Below are 24,825 nucleotides of genomic sequence, written 5' to 3'. Positions count from 1 at the left end.
TGCTTCCTAGGAGGCACATTGGCGCACGCCAAATGTGGCTGACGCCGATCCCCCGTACCGGGCCCCCGAGCCCCCGATACTGAAGTGGTCGAATGTCGAAAGTTGTAGCTTCCGCGATTGCCGGAGCCCTCAGCCTTACCTCGGCTGGCGGTCTCACGATGGTCCAGGCGCTTGATCGAGACACCGTGACTTTCTCTGTGGACGGAGTTTCCCAGCAGGCTAAGGTCAAGCCGGGCACGGTCAAGCAGGCTCTCGCCCAGCACGGGATTACCGTTGGCCCTCATGACGACGTCCAGCCTTCGCTGGAGTCCGAGATCCACGACGGCCAGGTCATTACCGTCAACTACGGTCGCCGCGTCGTCGTCACCATTGACGGCAAAAAGGTTGTTCGCTGGACGACCGCCAAGAACGTCTCCGAGGTGCTGGACCAGCTCAACCAGTCTGACCCGGACAATGTCGTGTCGGTGTCGCGCTCGCTGGACATCTCCCGCGCTGGTCTGTCGTTTTCTATGCAGACTGCTAAAGACGTCTCCGTCACCGTTGGCGGTAAGACCCAGAAAGTCACCACGGTAGGAACGGTCGCCGACGCTCTCAAGGCCGCCAAGGTCTCCTACGACTCCAATGACGTCATCAAGCCGGGTCTTGGCACTCCGCTGGCTGATGGTATGAAGATCACCTTGACCATGGTCGATCAGAACTCGCAGAAGCGTCGGGTGGCAGTCCCCTTCTCCGTCAAGAAGGTTGAGGACTCCTCGATGGCCAAGGGGGAGACCAAGGTCACCACCAAGGGCGTCAAGGGAACCAACGAAGAGACTTGGGCTGTCGTATACAAGGACGGCAAGAAGGTTTCCGAGAAGAAGGTTTCCACCAAGGTTGTGAAGGCCCCGGTAACCCAGGTCGTCAAGGTTGGCACGAAAAAGGTTGCCAAGGCCTCGGCTGCTTCGAACAGCGGGTCCACCTCGAATCCGGTGACCAGCGGTCGTACCTGCGTGGCGTCCACCTACGGCGAGGGCGACGGCACCGCCGGTGGACCCACCGCCTCCGGCGAGACTTTCGATCCGTCGGCCCTGACCGCTGCTTCCCGCACCCTCTCGCTGGGATCCATAATTCGCGTCACCAATGTTGCCAATGGTCGTACTGTGACCGTGCGTATCAATGACCGCGGCCCTTACGTCGGCGGGCGCTGCCTCGACCTGTCGACCGCTGCCATGAACGCCATCGCTCCCGGACAGGGCCTGGTGACTGTTCGTTACAGCTGATGATGGGTAAGGCCTTGTCAAGGCGACGAGGAACGGGTTCGTTCCGGTCGGCGAGTTCGGCGTGGCGGGTTATGCGCGTCGGTACCGTCTCAGGCGATGGGGAAACAGACGTCGCAAACCGGCTCTTCCATGCCGGTGGTATCCCAATTGGCCCAGTAGACCTCGCGAGGGGCGTCATTGTGTACCATCCCGGCGTTCTCTAGCCAGGCGTCAAAATTGTCGTAAATCTCGTCGATGTCGGGGTATTCGAGTTCAGCCTTGGTCACCGTCACCCAGGCTTCCCGATGGGCGTTCACCGTGCGTACGGTGACATCCTCAGGCAGTACGGAGTCGTCGATAGCCCCCTGAATTGGCTGACAGACCTCGACCGCGCCGTCATGCTCGTCGGTCAAGCCGTCGTGGTAGATGACGAAGGGAGCGGCCTTGTCGAGGGACGGGTCGCCCGGCGCGAGGCGTTCCAACGTCTTGAAAGCCTCATCCATGAACGCATCCAGCTGGTCAATGGACACCACCCGGGTCATTGAGATGACCCGGCAGGCCTCAACCTCCCGAATATTGACTGGGCGATCCATCATCGACCTCCTTTGGGCGGAGATGACTCAGCCGGTGCCTCCTTAGTCTGGGAAGCTGGGTGAGCTTGACTCAAGGCTCGGTGACGTCCGTACTCGTCGAGGGTAGGCATACCGTAGGCGCGGGCCGTCTGGTCGTGCAGCTCAATGACTTGACGACGAACCCGCTCAGAAAACTCGTGGGCAATCTCCCCGGGGATGGGGTCCATGGGGTGACCGATAGCGACGTGAACCGGAGGACGTCCTTTGGGAAGTCCGGACTGCTCAGAAGGCATGGCAGCCCAGGCACCGATGAGGGCAATCGGGATAACGGGGACTCCGCGCGAAATCGCGAGTGCGGCAGCCCCCGGTTTGAAAGTGCCCATCGCTCCAGTCCGCGATCTCGTGCCCTCCGGGAAAATCAGCAGCGGTACACCGTCGGTCAACAAGGACCCTGCCATACCACGGTGGGAGCGCGGGCTGTGTGCTCCTTGCTTGGTTTTGCCCTTGCCTCGATCGACAGGGAATGCGTTGAAGAAGAGCACCGGCGCGACGGCCTTCCACCATGTAGTGAAGAAGTAGTCAGCTGCCGCCCCGGTCGCCAAGTACTTCGAGAGCCGTTTGGGCAGTGCTCCGAAGACCAGCGGGGCGTCGAGGTGGGAGGAATGGTTCGCGACGGCCACGTAGGCTCCGTCGAGTCCGTCGAGATTGTCTGCACCATGCACGGATACCTTGACCAATTTCCACACCAGTGGTCTCAGCAAGAGCATATTCGCTGCCTGCCGCGCCACTGCGGAAAGATCGTTGGTGTACCGGCCTCGGTCCTTGGTGGGCTTGACGCTGGCCATCTCAGGCCTCGCCTCCCGACGTTTGTTGTGGGTGATCGTCCTTGTCCCGCGATGAGGACAGGGTTCGTGACAGGAATCTCATGGCAGATCGCGGGGTGTGGGTGGCTACTGCGATGAAGAACTTCCAGAGTGGGGTGGGGACGGACACCACCTTGCCATGGTTGAGGTCATTGAGGGCCTCACGCACCAGGACCGGGGCGTCGATCCAGAAGAAGTCGGGCAGATGGTTTGCGGTGACGTGAGCGCGGGAATGAAACTCGGTGTGGACCCAGCCGGGGCACAAAGCCATGGCCTTGACGCCAGTGCCGGCGAGTTCGTTGGCGAGGCCTTCGGTGAAGGTCAGCACCCACGCTTTGATGGCTGAGTAATTGCCGGTGTTGATCCAGGCGCTGGAGGAAGAGACGTTGAGGATGGCTCCGTGGCCGCGGGACTTCATGGCCCGTCCGGCGGCGGCTGAGAGCACCAGAACTGCCCTCATCATGACCTCGAAGGCACGATCTTGCAGTTCGAGGGAGTCGGGGTCGAGGATTTTGGCGTGTACCGCGAAACCGGCGTTATTGACGAGGAGGTCGATGGGATGAGCGGCGTCTTCCAGGCGGGCAGCAATGCGATCAACGTCTGCGCGCTGCGACAGATCCCCTTCCATCGTCTCGACGGACACCCGGTAGCGGGCTTCGATGTCCGCTTTGATGGTGGCCATTCGCTCGGTGTCGCGGGCGACGATGACGATGTTGTCGCCACGGGCAGCCAGTTGGGTGACGAACTCGCGGCCAATACCTGATGTTCCACCCGTGACCATGCTCGTTGCCATGCCCTCCAATCTACGGCACTTGAGGGACGGTCACCATGTTCACATCGACTTTCGTTAGCGTTCCGCCGAAGCGAACGTCGTCAGTGAGAGAACCGTCCGTTCTGCCTGGCACAGTGTTAGATGGCGCACAGTGTTGGCATGACGAAGTGGATCATTGGCGGTCACGTCGAGGCTACCGACGCCGTGGCGCAAGCGGCAGTGCGTGGGGCCGACATCGCCCAGATCAGTCTGGGAGACCCGCGATCGTGGAAGAAGCCGGTCTGTGATTTCCCGGGCGGTGCCCAAGCTCTTAAAGAGGCTGCCGAGGAAGCCGAGCTGAAGCTCGTCGTACATGCTGCCTTCGTCATCAACCTCGCCTCTCTCAATAACCGCATTCGCATTCCCAGCCGCAAGCTGGTGCAGCAGACCCTCGACGCCGCTGCCGAGATTGGAGCGATCGGCGTGGTGGTCCATGGCGGCCACGTGCGGGCCGGAGAGCCGATCGAGAAGGGTCAGGACAACTGGCGTAAGGCCATCGACGGTTTCGAGTTCCCGGTGCCGCTGTTCGTGGAGAACACGGCGGGCGGGGACCACGCGATGGCTCGTTTCCTGGAGAGGCTGTCGGGGACCTGGGAGGCGATTGACGCTGCCTCGGGGCATGAGAACGTTGGTTTTTGTCTGGACACCTGCCACGCTTTTGCGGCCGGTCTGGACATGACGACCCTGGTCGACGACGTCCGCGCAATCACTGGTCGGATCGACCTTGTGCATGGCAATGACTCGCAAGGGCCGGCTGGTTCGGGACGCGATCGCCACGCCAACCTGGGGGAGGGGGAGTGCGACTCTGGTGTCCTCGTCGATGTCATCCGGGCGGCACAGGCGCCGGTTGTCGTCGAGACCCCCGGGGACGCCGAGGGGCAGGCACGCGATATCGACTGGCTGCGTGAGCGCTTGTGACGGCTATCTGCGACCATGATGAGGGAACACTACGATGAAGTGTCAGGTCTATGCCGGCAGGGGGAGCGGTTATGACATCGAGTACGCGGCAGTCCCGGGAGGCTGACCAGTCCCGGGAGGCTGACCCGGTCGGCGAACTCCTCGGCCAGCCGGTACCGGGCGAGAATCTCGTCGAGACCCACCTTGCCCATATGTTCCGTGACGTGGTGGCGACTCACGGTTTTCGTCCCGCCACCAGGGTGCGTCAGGACGGTCAGTGGATCATCCGTACCTACGCTGAGACGGGGCGTCGCGTCGCGGGTTTGGCACGGGCATTCGTCACCCCGGGGGTGTTGACTGAGGACGGTTTGCAGCGGGGGGACCGTATTTCCCTGTTTTCCGGCAACTGCCCGGAGTGGATTGAGGCTGATCTTGCTGGCATGACGATTGGTGCCGTCCCGGTACCGATCTACCCGACGTCGACCCCCGATCAGATCGTCCACATCGTCACCGACGCTGGGGTTCGTGCGATCATCACCGCTGGTCGTAAGGAGCTTGACCGGATTCTCGAGGCACGGGATCGAATGCCTTGTTTGGAGACCGTCGTGCTTATCAATTCAGGCGACTGCACTGGTGATTATGACGGCTTGAGGGTGCTCTCACTGCAGCAGGTGCGTCAGGCCGGGGTGTGTGAACATATGCAGCCCATCGTTGAGGAGCGGATGGAACAATCATGTGGTGACGACGTCGCTGCCCTCATCTACACCTCAGGAACCACTGGGGAACCCAAAGGGGTGATGATAAGCCATCGCGCCGCCCTGGCCGAGCTGCAGGCCCTCGACGCCTTCTTCGATTTCTCCCCGGCCGATCACTCGTTGAGCTTTCTGCCGCTGTCGCACGCCTTGGAGTGGGGCTGGTCGATGGTGGTCATTCGTCACGGGTGCCTCAATACCTTCGTGTCTAACCCCAAGACTGTTTCGGCGATGCTGGCAGAGGTTCGGCCGACCCTTTTTGTCTCGGTGCCGAAACTCTACGAGCAGGTCATGAAGGTGGCGCGGGAGAAGGTCGCTGATTCCCCAGCCAAGCTGAGGATCTTCGAATGGTCGATCAAGGTGGGCCGCGAGTGGTGGCTGACCCAGCAGGAAGGGCGTCGCCCCAGTGTCTCGCTGGAGGCGCGGCACAAGGTTGCTGATCGGCTCGTCCTTAAGGCCATCCGTGACGCTGTTGGCGGGCCCAAGACTGTGCTAGCGGCGGGTGGGGCACCGCTGCGCAAAGAGGTTGAGGAGTTCTTCGCCGCGTGCGGTCTGCTGGTGTGCCAGGGCTACGGGTTGACCGAGGCTTCCCCGCTGGTGAGTTTCAACTCCCCCGGCGGGACCAAGTTCGGCACAGCGGGTAAGCCGCTGGTGGGTAGTCGGATAACGACGAGCGAGGAGGGGGAAATCCTTTATCGCGGTCCGAACATCATGAAGGGGTACTGGAAGGCCCCGGCGGAAACTGCTGCGGCGATCGAGGACGGCTGGCTGCACACCGGTGACATCGGGTACATCGACGATGACGGTTTTCTCGTCATTACCGATCGGCTCAAGGACATCATCGTCACCCTTAACGGCAAGAACATCTCGCCACAGCCCATCGAGAACTCCCTCATGAAAGATCCTCTCTTTGAACATGCGGTGCTGCTGGGTGACAATCGACCGTGCCTGACCCTGCTTGTCAAGCCATCATTGCCGCAGGTGGAACAGATCGCTGAACGACTCCACATCTCGTCGATGACAGTTCCGGAGATGTTGCGATCTGAGGAGCTGGCAGAGGAGATTCGGCGGCGTGTGGCCGCGATGACCGCGAAGCTGCCCCACCAGGAGCAGATCCGTGACCTGCGGGTGCTGTGGGACGAGTTCACGATGGACAACGGCTTGCTCACACCGACCCTCAAGGTGCGCCGTCGCGAGGTCGAGAAGAGGTTCACCGAGGTCGTCGAGGAGATGTACAGCAGAATTGCGGCGCGGCGGAAGGCCAGCAAGGAGAACTCGAAGCACTAAGTTCTGCGGTGTCTGGAATGATTGCTGCGGGATTATGACGAGCGACGAAAACACTGGAAGGAACAATGGCATCTCACGTGTCGGCTAAGAGCACCCCAGGCCCCCTCGTGCGTCAGCGTTTACCCTTGTCAGTAGTGGCAAAGCCGACAGGTGCGGCATGTAATCTGGACTGTGAGTACTGCTTCTTCCTCTCGAAGGAATTGCTCTACGACGCCCCGCGTCAGCAGATGGACGAAGACACCTTACGGGACTACGTGGCGGAATTCTTGGCTGCCAGCGGCGACGGTGAGGTCATGATGTTGTGGCAGGGCGGTGAGCCGACCCTGCGAGGGCTGCCGTTCTTCCGAAGGGTTGTCGAGCTTGCGGAGGAATATCGACGTCCGCGTCAGAAAGTAACTCATGCAATTCAGACGAATGCCACTCTCATTGATGAAGAATGGGCGGAGTTCCTGGCCGAGCAGGATTTTCTGGTCGGTGTGTCGATAGACGGCCCAGCTCATCTCCATGACGCGTATCGCAAGAACCGTGGTGGACGTGGGACGTATAACATGGTCGTGCGCGGATATCGACTCCTGCAAAAAGCTGGGGTTCGGACTAATATTCTGTGTACGGTTAATGCTGCAAATCAGCATTGTGGTCTCGAGGTGTATCGGCATTTCCGTGACGACTTAGGGGCCCAGTACTTGCAGTTTATCCCCATTGTCGAGAGGGTGAACGACGAAGATCTCCCGGTGGCCGAAGCGGGATGGCGGACGGCTTCAGGTGAGCGGCTGCTCTATCGGCAGGAAGGCGCTGCGGTGACATCTCGCAGCGTTGATCCGATGGCGTATGGCCAGTTTCTTATCGAGATTTTTGACGAATGGGTTCACCATGACGTCGGGACGGTGTTCATTCAGGACCTCGACGCTGCCCTGTCAGCTATGTTTGGGATTCACCCAGTGTGTGTACATGCCCCGCAATGCGGCAATAACATGGCCATGGAATTCAATGGCGACGTTTATGCGTGTGACCATTGGGTTGAGCCCGATTGGCGTCTCGGGTCTATTCGAGAAAAGTCCTTTGCAGAGCTGGTCTCGACAGACACCATGCGTAAGTTTTCGAAAAAGAAGAATCTTCAGCTTACCCAACAATGCCGCAAGTGTCCGTACTTGAGAATGTGTCAGGGTGGGTGCCCCAAGGATCGTTTCGTCACCTCAACCGATGGTGAAGAGGGCCAGAACTACCTGTGTCCTGGGTATTTCCACTTCTACTCATCCATCCGTCCCGATCTCGTGGCCATGGCCCGGCTGGTGCGTGCCAACCGTGCTCCTGCCGAGATTCTCGATCCTGAGGTAAGGAACAGGCTGAGGCCGTCGGCTCGTTGACAGTTTTCGACACGCCTCTCGGGTGCGTTGCAAAGGTCCCCGAGCGTGCCACACGGTGAAGCCATACGTCCGGGATCGTCGTGCCCGGCTCGTGTGCCCCGGGGCCTCGCTCATGTCGTCTATACAGGAGTCATCTGTTGTAGGGGGGCCATCTACATCATCATGATCGCCGACGGATGAGCAAGATCTAGCCGGCTCCTCGAGAGGTCTCAGTCTGGCGATCTCGGGGACGGTTTTCATCATTGACGATTTTTGTCAGCACCCTGCGGTACCGGGCACCCCAGTAACCATGACAACCCGCTGTTGGTATTTTTGACCGGGGGAAAGAACGAGGAGGCCAGCTCTACCAGCCCTATCCGCAGTGTGTGATTTCCGTCACAAATAGTAGAGTTTTAGTGACCGGGGTTGCGGTCAAAAATCCCCTGTCCTTATGGTCTAGCCATCGCAGGGCGACGTTGGTGTCGTCCGATCTGCGACCGGATCGATCACCAAAGGAGCAAGTAGGTGTCCACCGCAACCAGTTCTCCCGCCCCACAACAGGCGGGAGCACCTCTCGAACCGCGCCGCGCGGCTGCGCGTAAATACGCCACGTCATTGGCGCTCATTGCCACTCTCGGCCCATTCTTCTACGGGTTCGAGGGCATGGTCCTCAACGGCGCCATCGCCGCCGTAGGTTCCGAATTCCACTTGGGTCCGATCGCCCAGGGCGTCGCAGGTGCCGCCGGCATTATCGGCGGTTTCATCGGTGCCATTTTTGCCGGCCGAATCTCCGACCGTATCGGACGGCGCACCACCCTGATGTGGGTTGCGCCTTTCTTGCTGTTTGAGGCTGTGCTCGGTGCCATGTGTCCTTGGCTCGGCGGATACCCGTTCCTGATCGTGTGCCGCATCATTGGTGGTATCGGCTTTGGAGCTGCGACAACCGTCGCTCCCGGCTACGTTGCTGAGATTGCCCCAGCTGACATCCGTGGTCGCCTCATCGCTTTCCGGCAGCTGGCCATCATCTTGGGCCTGTTCTTCGCCGGCCTCATCAACTTCCTGGTCGTTCGCGCTGCCGGTAGCACGTCAGAAACTCTGGCCCTTGGCCTCGAAGCATGGCAGTGGATGTTCCTGTGCCTGCTTATCCCGGCAATTTTCTACGCCGTCATGACAGCTCGTATCCCCGAATCCCCGCGCTGGCTCGTTGCTGCCGGTCGCAGCGATAAGGCCGCTGCTGTCATTACCAAGGTCACCGGTGACACCGCCGAGGAAGCGAAGGATCGCGTCGAGGCGATTCGCAAGACCTTGGGAGTCAAGGAGCGCACCCTCGGAATCCGCGCCGTCATGACCTCGCAGTGGAAGGGCCTTGTCTTCGTCGCTATGGCCATCGCCGCTTTCCAGCAGCTGACCGGTACCAATGGCGTCTTCTTCTACTCGAACACCCTCTTCCAGGCCGTCGGCTTCTCTGAGGACACAGCCTTCCAGCAGACCCTCATCATTACCTGCTTCAAGATCGTTGGCGTCGTCACCGGCATTCTGCTAGTTGACCGCGTCGGACGTAAGCGGATGCTCATTTATGGCGGCACCCTCATCTTCGTCTCCCTGGCCGTTGTCGCTTTCGTCTTCACGATCGCCCCCAAGACTGCAGATGGCCCCGACATTTCACACAGCCCGGTCCTAGGATTCCTGGCCATTGCTGCCTTGTGCTGCTTCCTGCTGGGATTCACGTCCTCTTGGGGACCGATCTTCTCGATTGTCATGGGCGAGATGTTCCCCAATCAGATCCGTGGTGCGGCCATGTCGATGGCCTCGGGTGCTGACTTCTTCGTCAACTTCCTGGTGGTTCTGCTCTTCCCGTTCCTTGTCGCTTGGTCGCCGGCTGGTATCTACTGGATCTACTGCGGCTTCGGCATCCTCGCCGTCATCTTCACTGCCCGTTACCTCCATGAGACGGCGGGCAAGGAACTCGAGGAGATGGGTGCGTGAGCTCCGCGCAGCTCATACATTCCTCACAGAAAGGAAAGGACCATGACTGAGAACCCGACTGGTACACCCCGTCAGCGGGATATTCCCGAGAACGTCCGCAACGTCCTGGTCATCATGACTGACCAGCACCGCGTCGACACCATTGGCTGTCTTGGTAACCCCCATGCCAAGACGCCGGTCCTCGACGAGATGGGCAAGAACGGTTTCGCTTTCACCCATGCCTTCACGCCGACAGCAATCTGCACTCCGGCGCGAGCCTCCCTCATGACCGGGCGGCTGCCGATCAAGCACCAGGTGTTGGCCAATCCAGAGTGGAACATCGCCTATCAGACCGAGATTCCCCTCGATGCCTGGACGTACACTCAGGAACTCCACGACAACGGGTACAACGTCGGTATCGTCGGCAAGTACCACTGCGGAGCGAATCTGCCGTCGGCCTTTGGCGCTGACGACGACACTTACTGGGGAGCTGAAAACCCTGTAGGTAACGAGAAATACGTCGCTTGGCTCAAGGAAAACAACCTTCCGCCCGTCAAGGCCCACGATCTGTGGCGCGGTGAGCTTCCTGGCAAGCGTCCGGGTCATATCATCGCGGCTCGTCTGGACCAGCCGGAGGAGGCGACCTTCGAGCGCTTCCTGGCGGATCGGGCTATCGCGCGGTTGCGTCAATACGCCAAGGATTGGAAAGACGGTGGCAAGCCCTTCTGCCTGGACGTCCACTTCTTCGGCCCGCACCTGCCCTATTTCCTGCCTGACGAGTGGTTCGACCTCATCGACCCCGATGTCGTCACCCTGCCGGAGAACTTCGGCGATTCCCTCATCGGTAAGCCCCCGGTACAGCAGAATTATGCGACCTACTGGTCGACGTCGAGTTTCAGCAACGACCAGTGGCGCAAGCTCATTGCCGTGTACTGGGGTTACGTTTCGATGATCGATTTCGAGATTGGCCGGATCATGGATGCTGCTCGGGAGCTTGGGGTGCTCGACGACACGGCGGTTTTCTTCACCGCCGATCACGGCGAGTTCACCGGGTCACACCGGATGAACGACAAGGGCCCGGCCATGTACGACGACATTTACAACGTCCCGTTCATTGCCCACATCCCTGGCGTCTCGACCGTGGGTCGTAGTGACGCTTTTGTGTCGCTCATCGACTTGCCCGCCACCGTTATGGACATCGCTGGTCTCGACCCCGCCCTTGTTCCTGACGGCCGCTCCATCGTCGACCTCACCCGTGGCGAGGATGTGCCGGGATGGCGCGAGAATATCGTCTGTGAGTTCCACGGTCACCATTTCCCGCTGCAGCAGCGTATGTTGCGCACCCGGGAGTTCAAACTGGTTATGAACCATGAGTCGATCAACGAGCTCTACGACCTACGAGTAGACCCGGCCGAGATGAACAACGTCTATACGGTTCCGGTCTATGACGACATTCGTCGTGAACTGGCCAAGGAGCTTTACCGTCAGCTGCGGGAGCGGGGAGATCACTCCTTCGCCAAGTGGATGGCTGCGATGGTCGATTTTGACGTGCCGTTGGTCAACACCGCCCGGTCGGACCTCGACGAGGTCGTCACCGACTGACCCCGATCTGTCTGCTTCTGCCCGTCTGAGATGCGCTTCTCGGGCGGGCAGAAGCGCGTCTTGTGGCACACTGAGAACATTCGTGAAGAGGTCCAACGGCGGAAGGGAAGTGACGCCAATGGAATACCTCACACGTCCCCAGGCCGAGACTTTGGAACAGCGAATCATCCACGCGCTGTCGACAGGCTCGTACACCCGGGCCGAGCTGTGTAGTGTCCTTGGGATCTCCCGTCCCGTTCTCGGGCGTGCCCTTGGCGCATTGCAGGTACAAGGCATCGTTGACTACCTCGTTGACCCCCACCGTCGCGGTCGGGGGCGTCCGGTGGAGCGACTCACCCTGCGTGCCGGGGTGGTGGCCGTTCTTGGTTTCGACATTTCTCGCTCCCGGGCTCTTGCGGTGGCCGTCGATCATCAAGGGTTTCAAGTGGCCAAGGTCGCACGAGGTCGCGATCCTTCTGAGCAGTGGGAGGACAACCTCGCCGGGTTGGTGGACGCCTTGGCCGCACAGATGTCAGATCTCGGCCTGGAGGCTGGGTATGTGACGGGCATTGGTGTCGGGCTGCCAGTGCCGGTAGGCCGCGGCGACACCTATGCCTCGAAGGTGGCTTTCCTGACGAAGCGGTGGTGGAAGGCGCCGGTCATTGTCGATAACACCATCAGGATGGCCGCTTTGCGAGAGGCCCGCGACGGCGCTGGGGGTGGGATCGCAGAGCAGTTCTATGTTCACTTGGGATGGGGAGTAGGCGGCTCCGTGATCGTCGCCGATCATGTTCGCGACGGGGCGACCGGTTACGCGGGGGAATTGGGACACGCCCGAGTCCCGGAGTCGAGTCGTCGATGTTACTGCGGGAAGACGGGTTGTTTGGAAACGGTGGCCTCAATCCCGGCGGTGTGCCAGGCGGCGGGGGTAGATGATCTTGGTGCTCTTGCCAAGGCTGTGGCACGTGGTGACAAAAAAGCCCGCCACGCTTTGAGGGAAGCAGCTGAGTCAGTTGCCTGCGTGAGCGCAGCGGTAGTTCTTCTCATGAGCCCCTCGCGAGTCATTGTCGGGGGAGAGTTGCCGCACGCGTGTCCGGAAATTGTTCAGGATCTTCAAGACGCCCTGGCTGCCGAGTTGATACCCGGAGTTCCATGGGACATCGAGGTTGTCCCGGCGGTTCTTGATGACGATGGCAGGGCTATGGGTGCGGCCATTGCGGCTCTGACGTATAGCAAGTAGGACGCACAACCTGAATCTGGCGTAGATGGGACGAGGGGCGTGGAGTCGTCCATCCCGAAGGTTTCGTGACCATTTTCGTCAGCTCAGCCATGGACCAGGCACCCCAGTGCGTAGGTGCGTTGTGGACTGGGGATTTTTGTCGCTTGGTGCTCTGACCGCGCGTCGGCGGGGCGTTGTGAAGCTGGGGAAAAGCTAGCCGGGGTCAACACGAATCTTGACACGCAGGCAGCATGACCATTTTCGTCAGCAGGTTCGGAGGATAAGCACGGCCGTTCCCCGGACCTGCCCGAGCCGGGAGTTTTCGCCACCGGGTGAGTTGGCACGCGCTGGGTGGCGGGGTGAATCACCGTTGCTTTCCCTAGACTGTGCAGACATGGGACTGCGTGACCTGCTGATAAATCATGGAATGGCCCAGGGAGGTCTTGAGCTTCCTGACGTTCTCAATATCCTCGCCAAGGGGGGAGTTCTCGTCGACGTCAGGACTCGTCGCGAGTATGAAGCCGGCCACGCTCCTGGAGCTCGGCTCGTCAATCCCAAAGAGTTGATCGCCGACCCGTTCACCGCGATCTATGGTGATGACCCGTTGGCTGAGCCCGACCCTCATTTCGTTTTGGTGTGCGATACCGGGTTCCGATCTGGCCACCTGGTGAGGCCGGTGCGCGAAAAGGGCTACACCTGTGACTTCCTCGCATCCGGGTTGCGGGCATGGCGGGCTGGGGGAGAAATCCTCATTCCTGGGCCGCCACGCGATCGCTGAGGTATTGCCACCGCTGGGGCGTCGCCCTAGCCCGGATGACATCCCGGCGCAAAACGTGCAATGACAAAGACGCGCAATGACACCCCGGCGCAAGAAAAGCACCCCTACAGCAGACCTCGTTCTCAGTGCGTCTTAGAAGCAAAACACTGTGTGAGGGCACGTGGTCGGAAGTATTGCGTGATAGCACACAACATTGCCCCCTCACCCATGGGCGAGGGGGCAATGCGCAGAGGCAATCAGGCACCACTGACGCACCAGCCCCTCACCCATGGGCGAGGGGGCAATGCGGTGTTTGGCCTCAGCGACGTGACTTGCGGATGGCCGCAATTGCCATGCTGACCAGCGCTCCCAGTCCGGCGAGACCGGCCAGGCCCGTCAGACCAGTAGCGGGGTCACCTCCGGTGGAAGGCAACTGGTAGTGACGGTGCTGAGCCTGCGAACCATGCGACTCATCGCTACCCGGCTTACTACCCGGCTCATTGTCATGGCCCGGTTTGGTGACCTGGCCTGGATTGGTGACCTGGCCTGGTTTCGTCTTGCCCGGGGTAGTCGGCTGGGTGCCGCCCGATTCGGCTTTCTCGGCAACGAAGTCGAGAGTGATCTTCGACGGCACCTTGAGGACGACCTTGCCGTCGACAACCTGGCCCGTCGCGGTGCCGACGACCGTGCCGTTCTCGAGGATGAGGATCTTGCGATCGGTCGGTACGTTGAGTGTCAGGGTTCCGGTGACGGTCGGCCCGGCGTTCTTCATGGTGACGAGGACGTCCCCGTCGTCGCCGGAGCGGCAGGTAATCGAGATCGAGTCGTCCTTGGCGAATCGACCTGTCATCGTTCCGCACTCGCCGGTAAGGGTCCGTTCCGGACGTGTCATCGTGATTCGCACGGTCTTGGTGACGGCGTGGCCAGCCGAGTCGACCGCGCTCAGGACGACCGGGACAGCCTGGTCCATGACGAGTCCGCTCACGTTGGCATTGACGACGAGGTCGCCGTCGAGATCGTCAACCACCTGGTAGGCGGCACGAATCTGGTCGAGGATGTTCTCGTCGGGGTTAACAACCAAGGCGGCCGGCCCCTCGATGCGAGGCACAGCGTCCACCGTAAACGGTACGGCGACGTCGGTACGACGGTCAGCCCGGTCAGTGGCGGTGACAGCCAGTTGGTGGGCGCCAGCAGCCAGATCCTTGGTCGGCAGCTCTACCGTCAGCTGGGTGTAGTCCTCGCCGGTTGTGGCCGGCTCAGCGTCATCCTCGGCGGCCTCGTTATCGGCGGCCTGCTGGGCAGCAGCGGCCCTGGCGGCGACCTTCTCAATTGAGCTGGCGCCCGGGGCGCTGGCCGATGAAGTGGCAGAAGCTGCGGTTGAAGGAGAGGTCGACGGGGCAGCGCCGCCATCTTCCTCACCATAGAAGTCAACCGTGGCTCCCTCGGCGGGCACCACCTTCGTGGCTTTGAAGGCGACCTGCTTGCCATCGAGAGTCACCTTCATGTTGCGAAGGTGGGCGTCAGAAGCCTTGACGGTAATCGTCGTCGGCTCGGACACCACCTCACCGGCCTTGACGCCAGAAACCTCGACGTCGGGGGCTTCGGTGTCGCTGATGACCGGGATGATCTGCTCAAGTCCGTTGCCCATGAGGTCGTACAGGCCCAACAGAATGCGGTCGCCGTCAGAGGCAGTGACGTCCTCGGAGAATTCGCGCTTGTTGATGTTGGCGCCCGGGTCCCAGATGTTGGTGAAATTGCTGACGACGTTGCCATTGATAGCCAAGTTGTAGCCGAAGGCGTTGTCCCACACCCGACCGTCAAAGGTGACGTCTTGCGACGGCTTGGTGATGTAGATAGCACCATCCTGGGCGATGCGCGGATGATCGAGCTGGATACCGGGGACCCGGCTGTCGTAGAACACGCGCCACGCTCCCTCGACGGTCTGGGCATCCTTGGTGGTGTCAGTGACGGTGTAGCCGATCTTGGTCACCCCTTGGGTGATGGGGACCTTGACCGAGAAGTGCAGCTTGGAGTCGAGCTGAACCTCCTTGCCCTCGATGGTAAAGGACTTGGGAGCACGGTTGAAGGTACCCGAGATCGTGTACGTGCGCGGGTCGGCCTTGGTATCGATGGCGGGGTCATTGCCGTCGAGGAAGATGTTCTGCTGGCCGAATGGAAGGTCCGGAGCAGCCATGGCCGGGTTGTCGAAAGTAACCCGCAAGGCGTTGTCTTCGGTGACCGGGCGGTCGAGAGGCAAAGTGACGGTGGTCACGTTCACACCGTCATCGGCCGTGACGGCAACTTGGGTGGCCGACGCGCTCGGTGTGACGGTCGTCTTGAAGGTGCCGTCGGCGTTTACCTGAACCTTCTCGTCTTTGCCGTCGATCGTAACCGTCAGCGGACGGCGCTTGTCGCCAATCCTGGCCTGGTCATCGGAGACAGTGCCAGAGACGTCGACCGTCCCGTCATCTTTGATCGTGACGAGGCTTTGCGAATTGCGATTGGCGTCGGCGGTCAGCTGCGGCCCTTTGAGGTCGACGTCAATCCATGTCGTCGAGCGGTCGAGGACCTTGCCAGCGGCGTCATAGGCGACGATCTCGTAGGTGTTGTGACCCTCAGCCCATCGGACCATTGCCGTGAAGTAGTGGTCGGCGTCGATGGTCGCATCGACATCGTTGACGGTCACCTTGGCAACCTCAGCGGAGACCGCACCACGGACGGGTAGGGTCTTGTCCTTGCGTAGGAAGGGCTGGTCCGCCACCTGGTACAGGCTCGAAGAGTCGGGGGTTTCGTCGTTGACGACGGCTCCCGTCAGGAGGGAGTCGGGGGTTGCCAGGACGGCCTTGTCGAGCATGACGACCGAGGTCGTGGTGTTGAAAGCCCCGTCGGCTGCAGTTACCTGCACGTACTTGGCTGCCGCTGGTTTCGGAACGGTGAAAACAGTCGCGCCGGGAACGGACTTGGTGTCAGCGGTCAGCATGGTGCCTGAGCTATCCACAGCGGTAACCGGACCGGCACCGGAGCCGGCGTCGGCAACCTTGACGATGACCGAAGCGGAGCCGTCAGCGTTGTTACGCACCGAGGTGGTCGCCTTGGGGGCAGTGACGTCAAGAATGAAGGGCATCTCGACGGTCTGCCAGTCGTAGTTCGGCGACAGACGAGCCTGCACCTTGAAGGTGTAGTTACCTTCGGGGGCAGTGACGAAAGCGGCTTTCTTGGCGTCCCACACCTTGCCGTCCCAACTGCGGTCGGTATCACTATTGGCAGCGTTGGTTGTGATGGCAGCGAGTTTGTTCAGCAGGATGTGCTGCAGGTCGCGATCAGAACCGAGTTCCCGGACGGTCTTGCCCTGGGCGTCGACGATGGAGAATTTGAGCTCCTGAGCCGAGCGTAGCAGCAGGGTCTGGGCAAAAATGGTGTCGAACATGTCGTCGCCATTGGGGGAGAAGTAGTTGTCTCCCACACCACGTTCAATGGTCATTGCCCCGAGGATCGTGCTGGCAAGCACCGTTTTGTGGGGTGTGGTCTCTCCGAATGCTTGAGACATCAGCGACGGGGTTTTGTCGTAGACGGGGGTGTCGATGATGTTCTCAGCGTTCCAGTCGCCGACAAACCCCAGGTAGGGGACAGCCAGATCGGGCTGGTCTGGATCGGTCGACGCGAGGGTCAACCAGCCTTCGAGCCAGTGAGCTTCGCCGGGTTTGGGCGTCACCGTCCAGGATACGTTTGCGGTGCCGTGGGCGGGGACGGTGACGGTTTTCGTCGCGGTTGCAGCGTGTTCGCTGGTCGAGCATGTGGTCAGCGCTTGGTCAGGTTCGTGACTTTCATTAATGACGCAGGTCTGACCAGCGTCGAAGGTCTGCGCCTTGTCGCTGACGTTGGTGAGGGTGACGTTGACATTGCGTGGTGACGTGATCTCTTTGAGAGCTACGTTCGGGCTGCCGTTCACCGTAGCGAGCACGTTGGTGGCGACGGCACGATCAACCTGGGCCAGGCCAGCGCCAATTTGGCGGGGAGCCTGAGGTACACCGTCAGAGGTCGTCGGCCTTACTGCGGTATTGGAAAAGGCGGTGCGAATTCGGGCTGCGGCGTCGACGGGAGACAATCCTGGTTCCTTGGCGCGCAGCGATTGCAACATCAGTGACGTGAGCCCGGCAAGGTTCGGGGTAGCCATCGAGGTACCAGATTTGACGCCGTACTTGTTGTCGTTGAGCGTCGAGTACACAGCCCCACCAATGCCGGCGATCTCAGGCTTGAAATTGAGGTCCGGGGTGGCTCCCCAGGAAGTAAAACTCGAAGCGAGCAACGGATCAGGGTTGTCTATCACCTGATTGGATTTGGTGAGCTGAATCGATACCTCTTTGCCGGATTTCGCGATGTCGACGAGCTTTTGCCCATCGTCGTGGCTCATACCGGAGACGGGTACCTTGGCGTCCTCGATGCCTGCCATTCCTGGGATGTCGTTCCCACCATCAGCGTTGTTGAAGATAATGACACCGGTGGCACCTTTGTCGACGGCGTTCTGCACCTTCTCGGCGAAGGTGTTTTCGCCACGTTCAATAAGTGCCCAGTTACCCTTGACCTCAGCGGGGACTTGCTCGGGCTTGCCGATTCCAGCAACGACGAGCTTGTGGACGTCGGTATCGACAGGGCCGGCCTGCTGGTCGTAACCGACCACCGCTGAACCGTTCTCCCATGTGGCCTTGGCAGCGGCGACTACCTTGTGGGCATTGTTAATTGACGCGATAGACCACGCGGCAGGGGCGGTAGCTGGACTTCCCAATGACCCATTGTCGAGACGTCCCAGGGCGTCGTATTCGTCGCCGTCGATAGAAGTCGACAACCCATCGTTGCCGGCAGCGACGAGGACCTGGACACCGGCACGCTGGGCGTTGGCGATGGCGAGAGTGTCGCCTTGCTCGGAGGAATCGAGACCGTCGGGCGAGCCGAGAGACATATTGATGATGTCAGCTCCGCGACGCACCGATTCCTCGATGGCGGCGACGATGTCGTCGGTATAGGCGGACCCGGAGTCTGTCGGATTGTTGGAAAACACCTTCATGGCGAGTAACTGGGCCTCAGGGGCGGCACCGTTGACACGTCCGTTGGTTGTGGCGTCGGCGTCAGATCCACCATTGGCCGCCACAATGCCGGCCACATGCATACCGTGCTGTTCTGCGCTGGTGTCTTTGACGTTGGTGTTGTCGTCAGCGAAGTTGTAGCCGTATGGCACCTTGTCAGTGAACCCGGCTACCGCCTTGAGTTTGGCGTGTGCCTTGCCGTCGGCGCTAAGGCGCATGTCCTGATGCTTGATGTCGATACCGGAGTCGATGATGGAAACGACGGTGCCGCGTCCGTCCAGTCCTGTGGTGCGGGCTGCGGTAGCTCTGGTGGCCAGGTTTACCTCGTCATCGACGGGCTTGTAAGCGCGCACTGGTTTGACAGATGCGACTCCTGGCTGGGCCTGCAGGGTGGGGATGTCAGAAGCCTCGACCCAGGCCGAAAACCCTTTCAGGAGCATGCCGAATCGGCGATCGACCTTGATCGGAATCTTGGACTGAATAGCATTAACAGTCCGATTGAGTTCGGCGAGGTTCGTTCTTTCAACGCCGCGTCCTGTCGGCTGGCCAGTCAGGAGCACCATGACCTTGACCTTCTCGGACTGCGTGCGGGTAGCAGAGGCAGGAGAAGGGGCTGGCGGTGTGGGGTCCGGGGCAGCCATAGCAGCCGGGGTAGCTGCCAGGGCTAGCGCAACAACGCCTGCCAGCAGCCCTCCTCGTCGAAACGTGTGCATATGTGTGACCGTCTTTCCTTGGCAATGCGACCGGACTTCCCGGATTCGCACGGGTGACAGACAGATGGTCCATGAATCCGGCACACAGCCATGGGCTCATGTCGGACTGACGGACACAGTTCTTGTCACTTTGGAGAAGACGTTATCGAACAGTTACTCAGGGATGCGAGACCCTGCCGCACAATGTGATGAAACCGTTATCAATGGCTGAAGGCTGCCTTGGGAACTGACCTGGAGTGCGTTGTGGCTTTGCCGCACGGTTAGCTCTGTGGCGTTGCTGCACGGTTGGTTCTGTGGCGTTGCCGCCCAGTTCGCCACGCGCCGCGCGTGTGATTCCGGGAACGAAGGATGAATCGTCACGCCGTGTCGGTGTGTGTCGGGGAGGTGTACTGAGGCGAAGTGCAACGCGGTGAATTCGGAGAACGGCGAGTTGACCGGTATTGTTTTCATCTGGCTGTCAGCTGAGGCAGCTGGCCGATCGGGAAGATCCCGACCGGTGGCATTCGCCCTCCTGCCACGGGATGTACTTGTGGCCGTTGAGACCAGAGGAGGTGGAGTCAGCGTATGCGTAAGTACGAGGTCATGATCATCATTGATCCGACCGTCGAAGAGCGTCAGGTCGATTCCCTCGTGGGGAAGTACCTGAAGGTCATTACTGACGAGAAGGGCACCGTCGACAATGTTGACGTGTGGGGCAAGCGCCGCCTGGCCTACGACATTCAGAAGAAGTCGGAAGGCATCTACGTCGTCGTCAACGCGACCTGTGAACCCGCGACCATTCAGGAAGTGGATCGTCTTCTCGCCATCGACGAGAAGGTTCTGCGCACCAAGGTCATGCGTCCCGAGATCCACTGAGGATCGAGGACCCGTGTTCGCCTCTGTTCTCGGGTGATCCCGAAAACTGTCCTAGGCGAGCGGCACACTGGAACCATTGATTCGCAACATCCCAAACCGCGGAGAGTGACATGGCTGGCGAAACACCCATTACGGTGATTGGCAATTTGACTGCTGATCCTGAGCTGCGCTTCACCCCTAACGGGGTGCCTGTCGCGAATTTCACGGTGGCATCGACCCCGCGAACCTACGATCGGCAGACCGGTGAATGGCGCGACGGTGAGGCAATGTTCCTCAACTGCTCAGTGTGGCGTCAGTTCGCCGAGAACGTTGCCGAGTCGCTGTCCAAAGGTATGCGTGTCATCGTCAACGGCAACCTCAAGGCTCGCTCTTATGAGGATCGCGACGGCAACCGTCGTACCTCCTACGAGATCGACGTCAACGAGGTGGGTCCGTCGCTGAGGTTCGCCTCGGCCAAGGTGGCTCGCAACCAGTCCTCTGGTGGACGTAACTGGGGTGGCAATACTGGCGGTGGTCAGGGTGGCAACTGGGGCGGAAATCCCAGTGGCGGCCAGGGTGACTGGTCAGGTGGCAATGGCGGCCAGGGTGGTAACTGGGGTGGAAACTCCGGTAACCAGGGGTCCTACAACAACGGTGACGCCAATCGTGGTGGGGGAGTCGACCCCTGGGCTTCAGCCCAGACCGACGAACCGCCGTTCTGATCGGTAGATTCGCCGATCATCGCGCCATCGATACAAGAAACATCAGGTTCGGCGCCCCGTATGGGGCCACGGACAAGGCACATTCCGGCGAGAGCCGGGCTTTCATAAGAAGGAGAGCACCACAATGGCCGGTCCACAGCGCAAGTCTGTGAACAAGAAGAAGGTCGTCCCCATCAAGACCGTGCACATCGGCGCGGTGGACTACAAGGACACCGCCCTGCTGCGCAAGTTCATCTCTGAGCGAGGCAAGATTCGCGCTCGTCGCGTTACCGGGTTGACGGTCCAGGATCAGCGCAAAGTCGCCATCGCGATCAAGAACGCTCGCGAGCTCGCGCTGCTCCCGTACGCCTCGACGGCTCGCTGAGAAGGGGGGAAAGACATGAAGCTCATTCTCACTGCTCCGGTGGCCAAGCTCGGTGTCCCCGGTGACATCGTTGAGGTCAAGGACGGCTACGGTCGTAATTACCTGTTGCCGCAGAACTACGCGATCAAGTGGACGCGCGGTGCTGAGGCCCAGATCAAGGACATCACCCGTGCCCGCGAGGCCAAGGAGATCAAGTCCAAGGAAGATGCCGAGCAGATTCGCTCGCAGCTGGAGCACCTGGTGGTTCAGGTGACCGTTCAGGCTGGCGAGAGTGGTCGTCTGTTTGGTGCTGTGACTCCGAGTGACATTGCTCTGGCCGTCAAGAAGGCTGGTGGCCCCGCCCTCGATAAGCGGGCTATCGAGATCAACAAGCCGATCAAGACCATCGGTAAGCACACCGTCGGTGTCAAGCTGCATGACGCCATCAAGGGTCACGTCACAGTGGAGACTGTTCCTGCCGCGTGATCTGACACATACGCAGACGTAGGGGAGGACGCCCATGTAGGTGCCCTCCCCTGTTGCGTAGCCGTCGGTGAGAATCATGATCGGGCCATGATCTTTGCTGCCGCGCCTTGATCTCCGCTGCCGCAGGGGATTTCCCGAGTCCCATCGCTGTCGAAGACATTCATGGCGACGGACCGGCCTTGTACCGGCTGCCCGGCGCTGAGCCAGATGACGAAGGTGCCAGTAACGTCACTACATATGCACGGGAAGTGTGACTCTTCCCGCGGAGTTGTAACAAGATTGAGGCGCGAGGTGACGAAAAATAGCGACTGGCAGCCCGGCGTCGTGTTCACTGACACTTTGTCGCTCACCCTCGATGATGAGGCTCAAGAGGTTCTTCGCGGTATCCGTAATCAGCTTGTGGCGACCGCGATTCCGGTACTGCACGAGCCTGCCCACATTACGGTGGCGGCAGTATCGACCATGAATGGTGTTGATTCTGATCTTGTCGACGTTGGGTGGCCGGAGCGAGTGACGCTGACAACAGCGTGTCAGTTGCCGAACTCTGACAATGTGGTGGCCCTGTGTCCGCACGACTCACATCGCTCTCGCTCGGCCTGCTCAGAACCCACTGCCTGCGACTCCACGACGATTTTTGACACCTCGCAGGAGGTGGGTGCTAAATCGTGCTCAGCCCTGGCCCAGGGTGATGGTTTTTGCACCTCACGAATTCCAGAAGCGTTGAGGTGCCCCCATGAGCGGCTACATCGACGGCTGGCTGCGGTAGGCGTCACCACGTTCAACTATTACGGGCCGCGATGGTGGAATCCGCACGTCACGATGGGGTATCAGGTCCCTCTCGAGCTTCAAAGGCGCGCCGTAGAGATTCTGGCCAATGTGGTGCCCCTCGAGGTTGGGGTGACGGGGGTTTCTGTCTGGCACGTCGCAGACGGTCAGACATACCTCCTGTACCCCTGATTCGGCGGGGAAAATGGCGACGATCCTGGACCACTTACCTTCGACCACGGTCATTGATCTCAAGCGCCCCGACATATGAACACTTAAATTGTCAGTCTCGACGTCTATGGTGTTGTGTCCTGGACGCACTGGCGTAGATCAGCGCTTGTCGCATCCGCACGGCCCCCAATCGAGAGGTTTCTATTCGTGAACTGGCTACACGCCGTAATCCTCGGCATTGTCGAGGGCATTACCGAGTTCCTGCCTGTTTCTAGCACCGGCCATCTGCGCATCGTCGAGAAGCTGTTGGGATATGAGATTCAGGGCACCGGAATCACTGCCTTCACCGCGATCATCCAGGTCGGTGCCATCATGGCCGCCGTCATCTATTTCTGGTCTGACATCGTGCGGATCGTCGTTGCATGGTGCAAGGGCCTGGCCCACAAAGAACAACGCAGCGATCCGGATTACACCCTCGGCTGGGGCATTATCCTCGGGTCGATTCCGGTGGGCATCGTCGGTTTGGTGTTCAAGGACGCGATCGAGAACACCCTGAGTTCCCTGTGGGTCGTCGCCATCGCTCTCATCGCCTGGAGCGGCGTGATGTGGCTGGTTGACCGGCAGTCAGGTCTCGAGCGCGGCATGAATGACGTCGGCATTTTTGACGCCATCTTCATTGGTTGTTTCCAGGCTCTGGCACCGCTGTTCCCCGGCATATCCCGTTCGGGTGCGACGATTTCTGCCGGTCTGTTTCGCAAGTTCGATCGCGCGACCGCGACCCGCCTGTCGTTTTTTATGGGTATCCCAGCGTTGGTGGCCGCCGGCATATACGAGATCATCACGGCTTCCAGCCACATTTCCACCACCACCGGCGGCGCCGATGCGATTGGTTGGGGACCGACGATTTTGGCGACGGTGGTTTCTCTCATTGTGGCCTACGTGTCCATCGCTTGGCTGCTGAAGTTCGTGTCTTCGAACAAGTTCACCGGGTTCATCTGGTACCGCGTAGTTATAGGCATCATCATGATCGTTCTCATCCTGACCAACGTGGTCACTGCCTGATCGTTGGCGTATTGAGGGGCCAGCCTGTTCCAGCGGGCTGGCCCCTCAGTGCTGTGCACGGACTATTGCGGCAGGTGAACCTGCCTCATGCTCCCGGCTCGATTCTCAGTGATTTCTCGAGCTTCGCGGCCGTCCGGGATCTCAAAAGTTATCCACAGGGTTATCCACCAGCTGGGGATAAGTCACACGGATGTAATTCGACCGGTGTGGTTCGGCGGGACCTGGATCTCACCCCGAGCTAGACCATGGGCGCACCTCAGCTTCTCAGCGTGGGTCTCCCTCGTAATGTCCATCAAGGCTCGCTCACCGCGCCTCGCATCGTGCATCCCCCCGGATGTGAACCCCCTTGCTCCCTGGTGCGAAAAACGACAGTTGGGGTAGAGGATGGGGCACAGGAGTGCTCAGTGCTAACCTCAGCCGACAAAAATCGACAGGTACCCAAGATGGGCAGGCTCTGTGCAACCAGCTCGTGGAGCTATATGGACAAGTGAACGCACCTAAGCGCACCCTTGGCTCGTGGTTCCCCGTGAGCTACGGCTCGCACTCGATCTCGTTAGACAATGGATCAGCGTCGACACAGGAGGCTAGGTCAGTGACGGTTCCAGAACTCTTCGGCGACCCGGACCAATGGCCTGACGACGACCTCATCGCGATCACGGGCGCTCTCAGCCCCCACCTGGTGTTGGCGGCACTTCACGAGGGCGTTTTCCCCATGCCCATCACTGACGATGAGGTACCTGCGGAGTTTCAGGGGGCTACGGCGTGGTGGTCTCCCATGCACCGAGGAATCCTGCTTCCCGGCCGTGTCAAGGTCGCTCGTAGCCTGCGCAAGACGACCAAACATCAGACGACGACCATCGATCGCGCCTTTCACGATGTCATCGTGCGATGTGCTGATCCCGATCGCCCTTATGCCTGGATTGATGACCGCATTATCAAGACATATGAGTACCTGCATGAACGAGGCTGGGCTCATTCGGTGGAGACGTGGGACACCAAAGGTCGCCTTGTGGGCGGGCTTTATGGCGTCAGTGTGGGTGGATTGTTCAGCGGTGAATCAATGTTCCACGACCCCGATCACGGGCGCGACGCTTCCAAGACGGCTCTGCTGAGGCTGGTGTGTGAGCTTGGGTCAGGATTGCTGGACGTGCAGTGGAGTACGCCGCACCTGGCCAGTCTTGGCGTCACCGAGGTTGACCGCGCGGAATACCTTGACCTCCTTGACGAGGCCCTAGGCCGTCCAGCTCCGCAATGGACGAGTCCTGATGATCCGGCATGGAACGGCGTTCAGCTCCTCGAGTGTCTGCAGACAATGCCCGCCTGACGGAGCCGGTGCCGCCGTGGTGATCTCGCAGATAAGCTG

Annotated in this window: 19 protein-coding genes; 15 read left to right on the top strand and 4 right to left on the bottom strand. The window is 60.3% G+C overall.

Going from position 1 to position 24,825, the window contains the following annotated elements:
- Positions 1-92: 92 nt before the first annotated feature.
- Complete coding sequence (locus Q4B98_RS05390; protein ID WP_303196061.1) at positions 93-1,259, top strand: ubiquitin-like domain-containing protein; 1,167 nt, start codon at positions 93-95, stop codon at positions 1,257-1,259.
- A gap of 89 nt (positions 1,260-1,348) precedes the next feature.
- Here the strand turns inward: Q4B98_RS05390 and Q4B98_RS05385 are convergent, their stop codons facing one another.
- Genes Q4B98_RS05385 through Q4B98_RS05375 form a run of 3 tightly spaced genes read right to left on the bottom strand, consistent with a single transcriptional unit; the run spans position 1,349 to position 3,466 of the window.
- Positions 1,349-1,831 carry a GyrI-like domain-containing protein gene (locus Q4B98_RS05385; protein WP_303196060.1) on the bottom strand — a complete coding sequence of 161 codons (483 nt, stop codon included), beginning with the start codon at positions 1,829-1,831 and terminating at the stop codon, positions 1,349-1,351.
- Positions 1,831-2,655 carry a lysophospholipid acyltransferase family protein gene (locus Q4B98_RS05380; protein WP_303196059.1) on the bottom strand — a complete coding sequence of 275 codons (825 nt, stop codon included), beginning with the start codon at positions 2,653-2,655 and terminating at the stop codon, positions 1,831-1,833. Before Q4B98_RS05380 ends, Q4B98_RS05385 begins: the two co-directional genes overlap by 1 nt.
- 1 nt (position 2,656) lies before the next feature.
- Positions 2,657-3,466 carry an SDR family oxidoreductase gene (locus Q4B98_RS05375; protein WP_303196058.1) on the bottom strand — a complete coding sequence of 270 codons (810 nt, stop codon included), beginning with the start codon at positions 3,464-3,466 and terminating at the stop codon, positions 2,657-2,659.
- Positions 3,467-3,604: 138 nt separating this feature from the next.
- Here Q4B98_RS05375 and Q4B98_RS05370 point away from each other — a divergent pair, with 138 nt between their 5' ends.
- The 7 genes from Q4B98_RS05370 (at position 3,605) to Q4B98_RS05340 (ending at position 13,306) form a co-directional block, all read left to right on the top strand.
- The gene (locus Q4B98_RS05370; RefSeq protein WP_303196057.1) at positions 3,605-4,402 is read left to right on the top strand and encodes a deoxyribonuclease IV; all 798 of its coding nucleotides are present in this window, start codon (positions 3,605-3,607) and stop codon (positions 4,400-4,402) included.
- 71 nt (positions 4,403-4,473) lie between these two features.
- Positions 4,474-6,420: a long-chain fatty acid--CoA ligase gene (locus Q4B98_RS05365; protein WP_303196056.1), complete on the top strand. Its 1,947-nt coding sequence runs from the start codon at positions 4,474-4,476 to the stop codon at positions 6,418-6,420.
- 134 nt (positions 6,421-6,554) lie between these two features.
- On the top strand, positions 6,555-7,784 hold the full coding sequence (locus Q4B98_RS05360) for an anaerobic sulfatase maturase (RefSeq protein ID WP_303196055.1): 1,230 nt from the start codon (positions 6,555-6,557) through the stop codon (positions 7,782-7,784).
- Between the two features lie 504 nt (positions 7,785-8,288).
- Entirely contained in the window at positions 8,289-9,749 is a 1,461-nt protein-coding gene (locus Q4B98_RS05355) for a sugar porter family MFS transporter (protein ID WP_303196054.1), read from the top strand.
- A gap of 42 nt (positions 9,750-9,791) precedes the next feature.
- Entirely contained in the window at positions 9,792-11,330 is a 1,539-nt protein-coding gene (locus tag Q4B98_RS05350) for a sulfatase-like hydrolase/transferase (RefSeq protein ID WP_303196053.1), read from the top strand.
- Between the two features lie 82 nt (positions 11,331-11,412).
- A complete protein-coding gene (locus Q4B98_RS05345) occupies positions 11,413-12,549 on the top strand; it encodes an ROK family transcriptional regulator (protein WP_303196052.1) in 1,137 nt (378 codons plus the stop codon).
- A gap of 373 nt (positions 12,550-12,922) precedes the next feature.
- On the top strand, positions 12,923-13,306 hold the full coding sequence (locus Q4B98_RS05340; RefSeq protein WP_303196051.1) for a rhodanese-like domain-containing protein: 384 nt from the start codon (positions 12,923-12,925) through the stop codon (positions 13,304-13,306).
- 298 nt (positions 13,307-13,604) lie between these two features.
- Here the strand turns inward: Q4B98_RS05340 and Q4B98_RS05335 are convergent, their stop codons facing one another.
- Positions 13,605-19,079 carry a S8 family serine peptidase gene (locus tag Q4B98_RS05335; RefSeq protein ID WP_303196050.1) on the bottom strand — a complete coding sequence of 1,825 codons (5,475 nt, stop codon included), beginning with the start codon at positions 19,077-19,079 and terminating at the stop codon, positions 13,605-13,607.
- Between the two features lie 564 nt (positions 19,080-19,643).
- On the opposite strand from Q4B98_RS05335, the gene rpsF reads away from it, so the two are divergent.
- From rpsF to aat, 7 genes are all read left to right on the top strand, one after another.
- On the top strand, positions 19,644-19,934 hold the full coding sequence (gene rpsF / locus Q4B98_RS05330; protein ID WP_303196049.1) for a 30S ribosomal protein S6: 291 nt from the start codon (positions 19,644-19,646) through the stop codon (positions 19,932-19,934).
- 110 nt (positions 19,935-20,044) lie between these two features.
- On the top strand, positions 20,045-20,635 hold the full coding sequence (locus tag Q4B98_RS05325; RefSeq protein WP_303196048.1) for a single-stranded DNA-binding protein: 591 nt from the start codon (positions 20,045-20,047) through the stop codon (positions 20,633-20,635).
- A 124-nt stretch (positions 20,636-20,759) separates the two neighbouring features.
- Complete coding sequence (rpsR, locus tag Q4B98_RS05320; protein WP_303196047.1) at positions 20,760-20,999, top strand: 30S ribosomal protein S18; 240 nt, start codon at positions 20,760-20,762, stop codon at positions 20,997-20,999.
- Between the two features lie 15 nt (positions 21,000-21,014).
- Positions 21,015-21,464: a 50S ribosomal protein L9 gene (gene rplI / locus Q4B98_RS05315; protein ID WP_303196046.1), complete on the top strand. Its 450-nt coding sequence runs from the start codon at positions 21,015-21,017 to the stop codon at positions 21,462-21,464.
- Positions 21,465-21,755: 291 nt separating this feature from the next.
- Positions 21,756-22,421 carry a hypothetical protein gene (locus tag Q4B98_RS05310; RefSeq protein WP_303196045.1) on the top strand — a complete coding sequence of 222 codons (666 nt, stop codon included), beginning with the start codon at positions 21,756-21,758 and terminating at the stop codon, positions 22,419-22,421.
- Positions 22,422-22,607: 186 nt separating this feature from the next.
- Entirely contained in the window at positions 22,608-23,462 is an 855-nt protein-coding gene (locus tag Q4B98_RS05305) for an undecaprenyl-diphosphate phosphatase (RefSeq protein ID WP_303196044.1), read from the top strand.
- Between the two features lie 592 nt (positions 23,463-24,054).
- The gene (gene aat, locus Q4B98_RS05300) at positions 24,055-24,786 is read left to right on the top strand and encodes a leucyl/phenylalanyl-tRNA--protein transferase (RefSeq protein ID WP_303196043.1); all 732 of its coding nucleotides are present in this window, start codon (positions 24,055-24,057) and stop codon (positions 24,784-24,786) included.
- The last annotated feature ends 39 nt before the right edge of the window (positions 24,787-24,825 follow it).

Origin of the sequence: Cutibacterium sp., from assembly GCF_030525615.1 — a bacterium.
Classification (GTDB): Bacteria; Actinomycetota; Actinomycetes; order Propionibacteriales; family Propionibacteriaceae; genus Cutibacterium.
Note: the sequence above shows the minus strand (reverse complement) of the source record. Positions and strands in the feature narration are given on the sequence as shown.

Bases quoted from the DNA above. Each gene is read 5' to 3' on its own strand.
- Q4B98_RS05390 (WP_303196061.1), top strand. From the start codon at position 93: ATGTCGAAAGTTGTAGCTTCCGCGATTGCCGGAGCCCTCAGCCTTACC.
- Q4B98_RS05385 (WP_303196060.1), bottom strand. From the start codon at position 1,831: ATGGATCGCCCAGTCAATATTCGGGAGGTTGAGGCCTGCCGGGTCATC.
- Q4B98_RS05380 (WP_303196059.1), bottom strand. From the start codon at position 2,655: ATGGCCAGCGTCAAGCCCACCAAGGACCGAGGCCGGTACACCAACGAT.
- Q4B98_RS05375 (WP_303196058.1), bottom strand. From the start codon at position 3,466: ATGGCAACGAGCATGGTCACGGGTGGAACATCAGGTATTGGCCGCGAG.
- Q4B98_RS05370 (WP_303196057.1), top strand. From the start codon at position 3,605: ATGACGAAGTGGATCATTGGCGGTCACGTCGAGGCTACCGACGCCGTG.
- Q4B98_RS05365 (WP_303196056.1), top strand. From the start codon at position 4,474: ATGACATCGAGTACGCGGCAGTCCCGGGAGGCTGACCAGTCCCGGGAG.
- Q4B98_RS05350 (WP_303196053.1), top strand. From the start codon at position 9,792: ATGACTGAGAACCCGACTGGTACACCCCGTCAGCGGGATATTCCCGAG.
- Q4B98_RS05340 (WP_303196051.1), top strand. From the start codon at position 12,923: ATGGGACTGCGTGACCTGCTGATAAATCATGGAATGGCCCAGGGAGGT.
- Q4B98_RS05335 (WP_303196050.1), bottom strand. From the start codon at position 19,079: ATGCACACGTTTCGACGAGGAGGGCTGCTGGCAGGCGTTGTTGCGCTA.
- rpsF (WP_303196049.1), top strand. From the start codon at position 19,644: ATGCGTAAGTACGAGGTCATGATCATCATTGATCCGACCGTCGAAGAG.
- Q4B98_RS05325 (WP_303196048.1), top strand. From the start codon at position 20,045: ATGGCTGGCGAAACACCCATTACGGTGATTGGCAATTTGACTGCTGAT.
- rpsR (WP_303196047.1), top strand. From the start codon at position 20,760: ATGGCCGGTCCACAGCGCAAGTCTGTGAACAAGAAGAAGGTCGTCCCC.
- rplI (WP_303196046.1), top strand. From the start codon at position 21,015: ATGAAGCTCATTCTCACTGCTCCGGTGGCCAAGCTCGGTGTCCCCGGT.